The organism is Plantibacter sp. CFBP 8798, from assembly GCF_014841195.1.
Classification (GTDB): Bacteria; Actinomycetota; Actinomycetes; order Actinomycetales; family Microbacteriaceae; genus Plantibacter; species Plantibacter auratus.
The window spans coordinates 342,316-355,556 of the sequence record NZ_JACYTS010000002.1 but is presented as its reverse complement, the minus strand read 5'-3'; the positions used below and the strand labels follow the sequence as shown (position 1 = coordinate 355,556).

The window sequence follows — 13,241 nt, the reverse complement described above, 5'->3', positions numbered from 1 at the left end:
CGCGCGCCGAGTGTCTCCCTCGGCGTGTCGGCGCCGACGACTACGCTGGGAAGCGTGAGCAGCGACTACTCCGCCAGGCATCTCTCCGTCCTCGAAGGCCTCGAGGCGGTGCGCAAGCGACCGGGCATGTACATCGGTTCCACCGACTCGCGTGGCCTCATGCACTGCCTCTGGGAGATCATCGACAACTCCGTCGACGAGGCCCTCGGCGGGTACGGCGATCAGATCGAGATCGTCCTCCACGCCGATCAGAGCGTCGAGGTGCGCGACCACGCGCGTGGCATCCCGGTGGACATCGAGCCGAAGACCGGCCTCTCCGGTGTCGAGGTCGTCTTCACCAAGCTCCACGCCGGCGGGAAGTTCGGCGGCGGTTCGTACGCCGCGTCCGGCGGCCTGCACGGCGTCGGCGCATCCGTCGTCAACGCCCTGTCCGAGCGACTCGACGTCGAGGTGGATCGCGGCGGCAAGACCTACGCCATGTCGTTCCACCGCGGTGAGCCGGGGATCTTCGCCGACACGGGGGAGCCGACCCCGGACGCACCGTTCACGCCGTTCGAGAAGCAGAGCGAGCTCCGCGTCATCGGCAAGACGAAGCGCGGCGTGACCGGCACCCGGATCCGCTACTGGGCCGACCGCCAGATCTTCACGAAGGGCGCCCAGTTCCAGGCAGAGGAGCTCCTCGGCCGCGCGCGCCAGACCGCCTTCCTCATCAAGGGTCTCGGCATCCACATCCGCGACGAGACCGTCGACGAGCCGACCGAGGCGATGTTCCGCTACGAGGGCGGCATCTCCGAGTTCGTCGACTACCTCGCGGGCGACACCGCACTCACCGACACCTGGCGCCTCACCGGCAGCGGCACGTTCACCGAGACCGTCCCGGTGCTGTCGCCGTCGGGCACCATGGTCGCCACCGAGGTGGAGCGCGAGGCAGAGGTCGACATCGCGCTGCGTTGGGGGACCGGGTACGAGACGGTCATGCGCAGCTTCGTCAACATCATCGCCACGCCGAAGGGCGGCACGCACCAACTCGGATTCGACCAGGGCCTCCTGAAGTTCCTCCGCGCCCAGGTCGAGCAGAACGCCCGTCGGCTCAAGGTCGGCTCGGACAAGCTCGAGAAGGACGACGTCCTCGCCGGCCTCACGGCGGTGCTGACGGTGCGTCTCGCCGAGCCGCAGTTCGAGGGCCAGACGAAGGAGATCCTCGGCACGCCGGCCGTCCGCGCCATCGTCGCCAACGTCGTCACGAAGGAGCTCAAGGAGCGGTTCGCCTCGACCAAGCGCGACGACAAAGCGCAGACCGCGCTCGTGCTCGAGAAGATCGTGTCGGAGATGAAGTCCCGGATCTCCGCGAGGACGCACAAGGAGACGCAACGCCGTAAGAACGCGCTCGAGAACTCGTCGCTCCCGGCCAAGCTGGTCGACTGCCGCTCGGGCAACCTCGAGTCCAGCGAACTCTTCATCGTCGAGGGCGACTCGGCACTGGGCACGGCGAAGCTCGCCCGAGACAGCTCCTACCAGGCGCTGCTCCCGATCCGAGGCAAGATCCTCAACGTGCAGAAGGCCTCCGTCTCCGACATGCTGTCGAACGCGGAGTGCGCGTCCATCATCCAGGTCATCGGCGCGGGCTCCGGACGATCGTTCGATCTCGACGCCGCCCGCTACGGCAAGATCATCCTCATGAGCGACGCCGACGTCGACGGCGCCCACATCCGGACGCTCCTGCTCACGCTCTTCTTCCGGTACATGCGGCCGCTGATCGAAGCGGGTCGCGTGTTCGCCGCGGTACCGCCGCTTCACCGCGTCATCGTCATCAATCCCGGCTCCAAGCCGAACGAGACGATCTACACGTACTCCGAAGCCGAACTGCACGCGGTGCTGAGCGACCTCAAGCGCACCGGCAAGAAGCACCAGGAACCGATCCAGCGCTACAAGGGCCTGGGCGAGATGGACGCCGACCAGCTGGCCACGACCACCATGGACCGCCGTCACCGGACGCTGCGCCGTGTCCGGGTCGAGGATGCGGAGTCGGCCGGACGGATCTTCGAACTCCTCATGGGCAACGACGTCGCCCCGCGCAAGGAGTTCATCGTCGACAGCTCCGACCGGCTGTCGCGGGAGAGCATCGACGTCTGATCGTCGGTCGTCCACCGAGGAGCAGGACCGACGACGAAGGCCCGGATCGAGCAGTGCGCTCAGTCCGGGCCTTCGTCAGTGCGGAGCTCCGATCAGGACGATTCGTCGCTCGCTACCGCGTCGTCCGTCGCCGGTGCTGCCGGTGCGGTGATCGCGCCGCCGATGAACCCGACGGGGGCGTCGAGCGGCACCCCTGAGGCATCGCGCTTCGCACCGACCTCCGGGAGCGTCCGCGGTGTCCCGTCCGTCCCGACAGCGTGCGCCGGAGCGGCGCCGACCCACGCGACGGCCAGCTGGTCCTCGCCCTTCAGGAAGCGCTGCGACCGGACACCGCCGGTCGCACGACCCTTGGCGGGGAACTCGGAGAACTCCGACACCTTCGCGCTCCCGGTGTCTGTTCCGGCGAGCGTCAGCGAATTGGTCGCGACGGTCACGACGACGACGTCGTCGGTGGGCAGCACCGCCGTGAACGAGATGACCTTCGCACCGGCCGCCAAGTTGATGCCGGCCATGCCGCCCGCGGCCCGCCCCTGCGGACGGACGGACGTCGCGGCGAAACGGAGCAGTTGTGCGTCGGAGGCGACAAAGACGAGTTCCGCGTCGTCGCCGACCTGGGTGGCCCCGACGACGTGGTCGCGCGGCTTGAGCGTGATGACCTCGAAGTCCGGCTTGTTCGGCAGGTCGCCGGGGATGACCCGCTTGACGACGCCGGTCTCGGTTCCCAGCACGATCGGCTGCTCCGAGGTCAGCGAGACGATCGCCAGCACGCGCTCGTCACGGTTCGGGAGCGACAGGTACTCGCCCATCCGGACGCCGGCCGCGAGCTGGATGGAGGCCGCCGGCACCGCGGGGAGGTCGAGCGGGGTGAACCGGATGACGCGACCGAGGCTCGTGACCGCACCGAGTTCGGTGCGGCTCGTGGTCTCGACGACACTCAGGATCGCATCGTGCTTGCTCCGCCGACCGGGTCGTGGTGCGGGTGCGTCCTGCTCGAGGTCGACGCGGAGCGCCCGTCCGGTCGCGCTGAGGTAGACGCGGCACGGGGTGTCGGCGAGCTCGAGCACCGGTGCGCTCTTCCCTCGACCGGTCGTCGCGACGCTCGGCTTCGCGTTCGTCAGCATGGTCCGGCGCGGTGTGCCGAACTGCTCGGCCGCAGCGGCGAGCTCTGCGGAGACCGCGGCCCGGATGAGTCGTTGGCTCCCGAGCAACCGCTCGAGTTCGGCGATCTCGGCCAGCAGCTTGTCGCGCTCGGCCTCGAGCTCGATCCGCGAGAACTTGGTGAGTCGTCGGAGACGGAGTTCGAGGATGTACTCGGCCTGCAGCTGCGAGAGGTCGAAGACCTCGATGAGCCTCGCGCGCGCCTGTTCGGAGTCGTCGCTCGCGCGGATGACCTGGATGACCTCGTCGATGTCGAGGATGGCGATGAGGAGACCCTCCACCAGGTGGAGGCGTTCCTTGCGTCTCGCCAACCGGAACCGGCTCCGGCGGGTGACCACGCTGATGCGGTGGTCGACGTACACCTGCAGCAGTTCCCGGAGGCCGAGCGTCTGCGGGCCGCCGTCGACGAGCGCGACGTTGTTGATGCTGAAGGAGTCCTCGAGGGGCGTGTAGCGGTAGAGCTGCTCCAGGACGGCCTCTGGGGAGAAGCCGGTCTTGATCCCGATCACGAGGCGGAGCCCGTGGATGCGGTCCGTCAGGTCGGTGACGTCGGAGATGCCGTTGAGCTTCTTGGAGCTGACACCGTCCTTGATCTTCTCGATGATCTTCTCCGGACCCACCAGGTAGGGCAGTTCGGTGATGACCAGGCCGGTCTTGCGCGCGGTGACCGGCTCGACGGAGACCTTCGCGCGGGTCTTGAATGAGCCACGCCCGGTGGCGTAAGCGTCCTTGATGCCGTCCAGGCCGACGATCGTGCCGCCCGAGGGGAGGTCGGGACCCGGTACGAACTCCATCAGGTCTTCGAGCGTGGCCTGAGGATGCGCGATGAGGTGCCGTGCGGCACCGATCACCTCGACGAGGTTGTGCGGCGCCATGTTGGTGGCCATACCGACCGCGATGCCACTGGCGCCGTTCACGAGGAGGTTCGGGAACGCGGCCGGAAGGACCTCGGGCTGCATGAACTGGTTGTCGTAGTTCGGGACGAAGTCGACGACGTCCTCGTCGAGGTCGGCCGTGAGGGCGAGTGCGGCGGCGTCCAGCCGGGCCTCCGTGTACCGCGGCGCGGCGGGCCCGTCGTCGAGCGAGCCGAAGTTCCCATGCCCGTCGATGAGCGGGACGCGGAGCGTGAAGGGCTGTGCGAGGCGGACGAGTGCGTCGTAGATCGCCGTGTCGCCGTGCGGGTGCAGCTTCCCCATCACCTCACCGACGACGCGGGCCGACTTCACGTGGCCACGATCCGGGCGCAGGCCCATCTCGGTCATCTGATAGAGGATGCGGCGCTGCACCGGCTTCAGGCCGTCGCGCGCGTCGGGGAGGGCGCGGGCGTAGATGACCGAATAGGCGTACTCCAGGAAGGAGGTCTGCATCTCCGACGAGACATCGATGTCCTCGATGCGCTCGCCACTGGTCTCCGTCGGCGGGGTCTGCTGTTGGCGGGTCATTCCGTGTCTCTGCTGAGGGGAGTCGAGCCGGTGCTCGGCGAGGATGGCGGGGCGTGGTCGTCAGCGCGGTGTGCGAGACTGAGCCCGATGACCACCATGCTACCGACGGTCGATCCGGAGTCACGCAGCCTTGCCGGTGTCCTCCCGGATTGCCTCGCATCCCTGACGGTGGGCGGTGGATCGCTGCCCCGGGCCGACCATGCCGTCGTCGTCCTCGTCGACGGCCTCGGCGCCGCGAACCTCCGCGGAGCCGCCGCCCACGCTCGGTTCCTCGCGCCGCGCCTCGGCCCGCGCTCCACCACGACCTCGGCGTTCCCGTCGACGACCGCTGCCGGGATCGCGACGCTGACCACCGGTGCGTTGCCGGGTCGGCACGGCCTCGTCAGCTACCGCGCACGGGACGTGGCGGGGGACCGGGTCGTGAACCAGCTCAGTGGCTGGGACGCCGGCATGGTGCCCGAGACGTGGCAGCGCCTCCCGACCGTGTTCGAGCGAGCGAGAGCCGAGGGCGTCACCACGACGGTGATCGGTCAGGAGCGATACCGCAATTCGGGCTTCACCCGAGCCGTGCTCCGAGGGGCGGACTACCGGGCCGGACGCTCGATGGCGGACCGCCTCGACGCGGCCCGAGAGATCGTGTCCACGACCGCCGGCCCCACACTCAGCTACGTGTACGTCCCCGAGCTCGATCAGGCGGCGCACGAGTACGGGTGGGAGTCGGGCCGCTGGACGGCGCTCCTCGAGGAGCTCGACGGCGATCTCAAGCGGTGGTCGTCACGTTTGCCCGCGTCGACCGGCGCGCTCATCACCGCCGACCACGGGGTGGTCGACGTCGCACAGCACCAGCACGTGCTCTTCGACCAGGTCCCCGAGCTGGTCGCCGGTGTCCGCCACATCGGCGGCGAGCCGCGATGCCTTCACCTCTATCTCGACACCGATGCAGGCCCAGCGGATCGGGAGCGCCTGGCTGAGGCCTGGCGAGCCGAGGAGGGCGGCCGCGCCTGGATCGCGACACGCGAGCAGGCGATCGACCACGGCTGGTACGGCGAGGTCGACCCTGAGGTGCTGCCACGGATCGGCGACGTCATCGTCGCAGCCCGGAAGCGCATCGCCTACTACGACTCACGTCCCGCCGATCAGAGCGCGAGGGGCATGATCGGACAGCACGGATCGCTCACCGACGACGAACGCCGGATACCGCTCCTCGGCCTCGGTCGTTACGAGCCCTGAAGCCCTGACCGATCAGACCGGGTCGTCGTCGGACTTCGCACCGAACACGATCTCGTCCCAGGACGGCATCGACGCCCGACCGCGGCGCGCCTTGGCCCCGGACGGCGTGCCGCCATCGGAGGACTCGGAATCGCCCGCGCGCCGTTGCTGCGCCGCCTCGAACTCACCGGTGTCGAACACCGCCAGCGGCGTCTGCTGGTCCGGGACGGCGTGCGGCGCACTGGGGCGCTCGGCAGGTTCGGGTTCACTGGGGGCGGCCTCCCGCTCGCCACGGCGCTTGCGGAGGGCCTCCAACAGGTCGGCGGTCTGGTTGTGCTGCTCGGGGCTCGACGCCTCACGGTTGATCGCGGCCTGCGTCGCAGCCTTCGAGGACGGTGCACGGCCGAAGCCCGTGTCGGCCGCGAACGGCAACGGCTCGATCGGACGCGTCTCGGCGGGACGGTCGGTCTCGGTCTGCTGCGGCGTCGACACGCGGTCCAGGGAGAACGCGCCGCTGTCGAAGCGTGAGGTGTCGGGGGAGTCGTCGGTGTCGACCGCACGCAACCGGGGGATCAGCGCGGCCGGCAGGTTGCCCTGACGCGAGAGGGTCGTGGCCTCACTGCCGATGGGTGTGAGGGCGAGCTTCTTCGGCTCGAACGCCCAGCGGGCGTCGTGGTCGACCTGGTCGGCCGTGAAGGACAGCTTGACGATCCAGCCACCCTCGGGTTCCTTCCAGCTCGTCCACCGTTCGTCGGTCGCGCCGAGCTTCTCGAGTCGAGCCCGGATGACGTTCCCGAAGGTGGCCTCGATGTCGTCGGCCGACGTGTCGGTCGTCGGCAGGACGGCGACGCCCAGGGCGGTGCCGACGATGTGCTCGCGCTCCGCCATCACCGGACCCTCGAACCGCTGCACGTACTCAAGTGAGGCGCCGGTGACCGCTGCGACATCCTCGGCGGAGAGCCCGCTGCGGATGTGCGCCTGCACTTCCCTCGGAGAGATCTTGGTGTTCCCACCGATCGGCGCACCGGCCGGCTTCGCCCGCCGCAGGTGGACGTGGAACGAATCGTCGACGATGAGGCGGTATTCCTCCTCGTTCCGATCTGCAACGATCAGAGCGCCGAGCTCCGCTCCGACTACCTTCAATTCCTGCATGATGAATGCCTCTCAGCGTGCCACGTGATTGACCCACGTTCTCACGGATCACGGGCGTATTCGGGGAATACGCCGGGCGTGCCGTCAGTTGCACGGGAAGGTTCCGCACACCCTCCCGAACACGGTTTGCAATTCATGCGGAACTGATGCAAACTGTGCCCGCCGATTTTGTTCCGACGGCATCGAGAAGTGGATAGGCATGGCAACTGATTACGACGCTCCCCGCAAGACCGACGACGATTCCGAGTCGATCGAGGCCCTGAAGGAGCGCGTTCCAGACAAGCTGTCCGGAGTCGTCGACTCCGAAGACGCTGACAACCCGGGTGACTACAACCTGGGTGGATCCGACCTCTCCGACCTCGACCTCGACGTCGTCGTGCTCCCGCCCCAGGCGGACGAGTTCACCTGCATGGAGTGCTTCCTCGTGAAGCACCGCTCGCAGCTCGACCACGAGGGCAAGTTCGGCCCGATCTGCGCGGAGTGCGCAGCCTGACAGCACCGCCGCGCGAGCGGCACACAGAACCCCTCCGGATCACGATCCGGAGGGGTTCTGTCGTTGCGGCTTCAATCGGAGACCGATCCAGACTGTGTCCGCCTCAGGCGTGCGTGCGCGAGGCGGCGATCGCATCCGCCAGGGCCTGCGGCCGACGGGACGACAGCAGCCAGTACGGCGTCGGGTCGGCGGGGTCGACGATCTCCACCTTCACGAGGCTGTGCACCCACCCGCGGATCATGAGCCAGGCGCGTGCATCGAGCTTGGTGCGGAGCTGAGCGGTCGCGTCCGTCCCGGTGTACACCAGGACCTCACCGATGAACCCGAGCGGGATCGACGCCTTCCCGACCGACAGGCTCGACTCGGAGACCTGGATCCTCGGCGCCGTCCCGAACGCCAGCGCAAGGCACCCGCCGTACAGCACCACCGCCCCGACGATCCCCGCCGCAAGCGAAACGGGCGCGAGGACGAGCATGGTCGCCGGCACCACGAGGGCGAGGGCGATGATGACCCAGGGGCTGGGCCAGAGGGTTTCACGGTACGGCTGCATGTCTGCCTTGTCTCAGAGAACTGCACTACCCTCGATTCGTGACCGAAAGCGTTGACGTACTCATTATCGCGCCGGATCTGCCCGGCTATGCACACCCCGGCGATGCGGGTGCGGATCTCGTGTCCGCCGAGCACGTCGTGCTCGAGCCGGGTGAGCGCGCCCTCGTCGGCACCGGCGTCTCGATCGCACTGCCCGACGGCCATGCCGCGTTCGTCGTCCCACGAAGCGGTCTCGCGGCGAAACACGGCATCACCGTCGTCAACTCGCCGGGCACGGTCGACGCCGGGTATCGCGGCGAGATCAAGGTCACGCTCCTCAACACCGACCGTCACACCTCTTTCACCGTCGAACCGGGCGACCGCATCGCCCAGCTCATCGTGATGCCGGTGTCCCGCGCCAACTTCATCCCGGTGGAGCGATTGCCAGGCAGTGCACGAGGAGCCGGAGGCTTCGGTTCGACCGGCGTCGGCTCGCTCGCCACGACACCGGCCGCCACCGACCCAACCATCAGCACCGACGGTGCCGCGCAGACAGGAACCCTCGCATGAGCGAACTCGAAGACCTCCCAGACCTCGACCTCGACGCGGAGCTGCCCGACGACGCGAAGTCCGCACCCGAGGACCGCGAGACCGCCGGCCCGTTCGACGAGAGCGAGGCGAACCCCGTCCGCCCCTACATCGACCTCGGTGGCGTCAAGGTGCTGCCTCGCGAAGGACTGAACCTCCGCCTCGAGGTGGAGGAGGCGACGAAGCGGGTCGTCGCGGTCGGTCTCGACTACGCCGGTTCCACCCTGCAGGTCCAGCCGTTCGCCGCGCCGCGGTCGACCGGCCTGTGGAACGAGACCCGGTCGCAGATCGCCGAGCAGATCGCCCAGCAGGGCGGCACCGTGACCGAGCGCGAGGGCGAGTTCGGCCCGGAGCTCGTCGCCGAGGTGCCGACCGGTGGTGCCGCAGGCACCGACGCGACCCACCTGGCACGCTTCATCGGCGTCGACGGTCCGCGCTGGTTCCTCCGCGGCGTCGTCGCGGGGGAGGGCGCGTCGAAGCCGGACGCCGCAGCGCTCGTGGACGACCTCTTCCGCAGCCTCGTCGTCGTCCGGGGCAACTCGCCCATGCCGCCGCGCGACCTCATCCCGCTGCGTATGCCGACCGCCACGAGCGCGTAGTCGATGACGGACGCACGAGAACCGGAGCCCCGCGGAGTCGACCCGGTCGATCGCCGTGACGCGTCGGGTTCCCCTGATGCCACGGGAGATGCGGATCGGCAGCGGCTCGGTGAATCGATGTCCGCTGCGTTCGGTGCCGCCGCACGCAAGTCCGGTCTGGGCGCGATGGCCGAGGGCGACGCCCCCACCGGCAAGGCGTTGCTACTCGCCATGGGCGGCGTGCGCGGCATCGTCGAGGCGATCCTTCCAGGACTCCTGTTCCTCGTCGTCTACACGCTGACCCTCGACCTGCTCCCGTCGATCATCGCTCCGGTCGCACTCGGGGTCCTCTTCTCCATTGCACGCCTCGTGCAGCGGCAGCCGGTGACACAGGCCGTTGGCGGCCTCCTCGGCATCGCACTCTCAGCAGCCCTGGCCCTGCTGTCCGGGCGCGCTGAGGACTTCTACGTCGTCGGGTTCTGGACCAACGGCGCCTACGCCGTGGCCCTCCTCGTCTCGGTGCTCGTCGGGTGGCCCGTCGTCGGACTCGTGGCCGGCTACCTCATGGGCAGCGGCACGAGCTGGCGCTCCCACCCCGGACAACGACGCGCCATGCGGTGGCTCACACTGGTGTGGGTGGCCATGTTCGCCGCACGACTCCTCGTGCAGCTGCCCCTCTACTTCAGTGGGAACGTCGAACTCCTCGGGACGCTTCGGCTCCTCATGGGCATCCCGCTCTACGCACCACTGCTCGTCCTCAGCTGGCTCGTCGTCCGCGCCGTGTTCCCGAAGGCGCCGCAGGCATCCACCGAGTGATGCGCCGAGAGCCCGGCCCGACGCGTCAGCGTGTCGGGCCGGGCTCTCGTCATGTCCAGAGGACCCGATCCTCGATGCTAGAATTGTCTCGACATCAAGATAGATGAGCGATGCCGAGATGACACGACGCGCCCCAGCCTGTAGTTAGGCAAGCCTTGCTAGCCGCGGAGCACCCGCCAGCAGCAAGATTGGTCGGAACGCACGTGAGTGAGCACTCGCCGCCGCCAACGAAGGAGAAGACGATATGTCCACCGTGAACAGCTTCGGGGCGAAAGACACCCTGACTGTCGGGACGACCGACTACGAGATCTATCGCATCGACACGGTGGAGGGTCACGAGAAGCTGCCGTTCAGCCTCAAGGTGCTCCTCGAGAACCTGCTGCGCACCGAGGACGGTGCCAACATCACCGAGGCACACATCCGCGCGATCGGCGACTGGGTTCCGACCGCGGACCCCGACACCGAGATCCAGTTCACCCCGGCTCGCGTCGTCATGCAGGACTTCACCGGCGTGCCGTGCATCGTCGACCTCGCCACCATGCGCGAAGCGGTCGAGGCACTCGGCGGCTCCGCCGACAAGATCAACCCGCTCGCCCCGGCCGAGATGGTCATCGACCACTCGGTCATCGCCGATCTCTTCGGCAGCGAGAACGCGCTCGAGCGCAACGTCGAGCTCGAGTACGAGCGCAACGGCGAGCGGTACCAGTTCCTCCGCTGGGGCCAGACGGCATTCGACGACTTCAAGGTCGTCCCGCCGGGAACCGGCATCGTACACCAGGTCAACATCGAGTACCTCGCCCGCGTCACCATGACGCGCGAGGTCGGCGGCGTCCTGCGCGCCTACCCCGACACCTGTGTCGGCACCGACTCGCACACGACCATGGTCAACGGCCTGGGCGTGCTCGGCTGGGGCGTCGGCGGTATCGAGGCAGAGGCCGCCATGCTCGGCCAGCCCGTCTCGATGCTCATCCCGAAGGTCGTCGGCTTCAAGCTGAACGGCTCCATCCCGACGGGTGTCACGGCGACGGACGTCGTCCTCACCATCACCCAGATGCTCCGCAAGCACGGGGTCGTCGGCAAGTTCGTCGAGTTCTACGGAGCAGGCGTCGCCGAGGTGCCGCTCGCGAACCGCGCCACCATCGGCAACATGAGCCCCGAGTTCGGCTCGACGGCCGCCATGTTCCCGATCGACGACGTCACGCTCGACTACCTGCGCCTCACCGGTCGCAGCGACGAGCAGATCGCACTGGTCGAGGCCTACGCCAAGACCCAGAAGCTGTGGCACGACGCCGACCAGGAGCCGGTCTTCAGCGAGTACCTCGAGCTCGACCTCGCCACCGTCGTCCCGTCGATCGCCGGCCCGAAGCGCCCACAGGACCGCATCGAGCTGACGGACGCGAAGGCTCAGTTCGAGCGCGACCTCGTCGACTATGCCACGGTCGAGCACGACATCGTCGACCTCGTCGGCGCCGGTTCCTTCCCCGCCTCCGACCCGGCCGGCACCACGCCGCAGGACGAGGACGAGAACAACCACCACCACCACACGCACCGCAGCCACGCTCCGGCATCCCTCTCGAAGCCGACCCAGGTCACCCTCGAGGAGAACGGGGTCGACTTCACCCTCGACCACGGCGCCGTCGCGATCGCCGCGATCACCTCGTGCACCAACACCTCGAACCCGTCGGTCATGCTGGCCGCAGGCCTCCTGGCCCGGAACGCCAGCAAGAAGGGCCTGAAGGCGAAGCCGTGGGTCAAGACCACGCTCGCTCCGGGTTCCAAGGTCGTCACCGACTACTACGCGAAGGCCGGTCTCACCGAGTACCTCGAAGACCTCGGCTTCTACACGGTCGGCTACGGCTGCACGACCTGCATCGGCAACTCCGGTCCGCTGCTCGACGAGATCTCGACCGCCGTCCAGGCCAACGACCTCGCCGTCACCGCCGTCCTCTCGGGCAACCGCAACTTCGAGGGCCGGATCAACCCGGACGTCAAGATGAACTACCTGGCGAGCCCGCCGCTCGTCATCGCCTACGCCCTCGCGGGGTCGATGAACTTCGACTTCGAGGTCGACGCCCTGGGTGTCGACGCCGACGGCAACGACATCTTCCTGAAGGACATCTGGCCCGACGCGGCAGAGGTCCAGGACACGATCGACACCTCCATCAACAAGGAGATGTTCGACCACGAGTACAGCGGCGTCTTCGACGGCGACGAGCGCTGGCGTTCGCTCCAGACCCCCGAGGGCTCGACCTTCGAGTGGGACGAGGAGTCGACGTACGTGCGGAAGCCCCCGTACTTCGACGGCATGACCATGGAGACGACCCCCGTCTCCGACATCGTCGGTGCCCGCGTCCTCGCGAAGCTCGGCGACTCGGTCACGACCGACCACATCAGCCCGGCCGGCAACATCAAGGCCGACTCGCCCGCAGGCCGGTACCTCGACGAGCACGGCGTCGGTCGTAAGGACTACAACTCCTACGGCTCGCGCCGCGGCAACCACGAGGTCATGATCCGCGGCACGTTCGCGAACATCCGCCTGAAGAACCAGCTGCTCGACGGCGTGGAGGGCGGCTACACCCGCGACTTCACGCAGGCCGACGCACCGCAGTCGTTCATCTACGACGCGTCGCAGAACTACCAGGCCGAGGGCACGCCCCTCGTCATCTTCGGTGGCAAGGAGTACGGTTCCGGTTCCTCCCGCGACTGGGCGGCCAAGGGCACGAGCCTCCTCGGCGTCAAGGCGGTCATCACCGAGAGCTTCGAGCGTATCCACCGCTCGAACCTCATCGGCATGGGTGTCGTCCCGCTGCAGTTCCCGGAAGGCGAGAGCTGGGCCTCGCTCGGACTCGACGGCACGGAGATCGTGTCGATCGCCGGTCTCGAGGAGCTCAACAACGGCACCACGCCGAAGACGGTCCGCGTGAGCGCCGTCCCGAGCGAGCACTCGGGTCCCGGCAAGGAGCCGGTCGAGTTCGACGCGGTCGTCCGCATCGACACGCCCGGTGAAGCCGACTACTACCGCAACGGCGGCATCCTGCAGTACGTGCTCCGCAGCCTCGTCTGACGACGAGGCTCTACCACCAGGCCGGTCCCGACAGCAACCGTCGGGGCCGGCCTGCGGCGTTCGCAGCCCACCCCGCTCAC

At 68.3% G+C, this 13,241-nt stretch carries 10 protein-coding genes; 7 read left to right on the top strand and 3 right to left on the bottom strand.

Features of this window, described 5'->3' with window-relative positions; all coding sequences use genetic code 11:
• Window positions 1-54 precede the first annotated feature (54 nt).
• Window positions 55-2,133: a DNA gyrase/topoisomerase IV subunit B gene (locus IFU30_RS08750; protein WP_342450832.1), complete on the top strand. Its 2,079-nt coding sequence runs from the start codon at window positions 55-57 to the stop codon at window positions 2,131-2,133.
• A 92-nt stretch (window positions 2,134-2,225) separates the two neighbouring features.
• Here the strand turns inward: IFU30_RS08750 and IFU30_RS08745 are convergent, their stop codons facing one another.
• The gene (locus IFU30_RS08745; protein ID WP_192004939.1) at window positions 2,226-4,733 is read right to left on the bottom strand and encodes a DNA gyrase/topoisomerase IV subunit A; all 2,508 of its coding nucleotides are present in this window, start codon (window positions 4,731-4,733) and stop codon (window positions 2,226-2,228) included.
• Between the two features lie 87 nt (window positions 4,734-4,820).
• Between IFU30_RS08745 and IFU30_RS08740 the strand changes: the two genes are divergently transcribed.
• A complete protein-coding gene (locus IFU30_RS08740; RefSeq protein WP_249404736.1) occupies window positions 4,821-5,963 on the top strand; it encodes an alkaline phosphatase family protein in 1,143 nt (380 codons plus the stop codon).
• 12 nt (window positions 5,964-5,975) lie between these two features.
• Here IFU30_RS08740 and sepH read toward each other — a convergent pair whose 3' ends face one another.
• Window positions 5,976-7,094, bottom strand: a complete 1,119-nt coding sequence (sepH, locus tag IFU30_RS08735; protein WP_192004938.1) for a septation protein SepH — start codon at window positions 7,092-7,094, stop codon at window positions 5,976-5,978.
• 199 nt (window positions 7,095-7,293) lie between these two features.
• Here sepH and IFU30_RS08730 point away from each other — a divergent pair, with 199 nt between their 5' ends.
• Window positions 7,294-7,587: a DUF4193 domain-containing protein gene (locus IFU30_RS08730; protein ID WP_056005937.1), complete on the top strand. Its 294-nt coding sequence runs from the start codon at window positions 7,294-7,296 to the stop codon at window positions 7,585-7,587.
• A gap of 103 nt (window positions 7,588-7,690) precedes the next feature.
• Here IFU30_RS08730 and IFU30_RS08725 read toward each other — a convergent pair whose 3' ends face one another.
• A complete protein-coding gene (locus IFU30_RS08725) occupies window positions 7,691-8,137 on the bottom strand; it encodes a DUF3093 domain-containing protein (RefSeq protein WP_192004937.1) in 447 nt (148 codons plus the stop codon).
• A gap of 38 nt (window positions 8,138-8,175) precedes the next feature.
• Here IFU30_RS08725 and dut point away from each other — a divergent pair, with 38 nt between their 5' ends.
• The 4 genes from dut (at window position 8,176) to IFU30_RS08705 (ending at window position 13,161) form a co-directional block, all read left to right on the top strand.
• The gene (gene dut / locus IFU30_RS08720) at window positions 8,176-8,685 is read left to right on the top strand and encodes a dUTP diphosphatase (RefSeq protein ID WP_079705885.1); all 510 of its coding nucleotides are present in this window, start codon (window positions 8,176-8,178) and stop codon (window positions 8,683-8,685) included.
• Window positions 8,682-9,302: a DUF3710 domain-containing protein gene (locus tag IFU30_RS08715; RefSeq protein ID WP_086473327.1), complete on the top strand. Its 621-nt coding sequence runs from the start codon at window positions 8,682-8,684 to the stop codon at window positions 9,300-9,302. Before dut ends, IFU30_RS08715 begins: the two co-directional genes overlap by 4 nt.
• Before the next feature lie 117 nt (window positions 9,303-9,419).
• Window positions 9,420-10,097, top strand: coding sequence for a DUF3159 domain-containing protein (locus IFU30_RS08710; RefSeq protein ID WP_192004936.1), 678 nt, complete (start codon window positions 9,420-9,422; stop codon window positions 10,095-10,097).
• A gap of 244 nt (window positions 10,098-10,341) precedes the next feature.
• Entirely contained in the window at window positions 10,342-13,161 is a 2,820-nt protein-coding gene (locus IFU30_RS08705; protein ID WP_192004935.1) for an aconitate hydratase, read from the top strand.
• The last annotated feature ends 80 nt before the right edge of the window (window positions 13,162-13,241 follow it).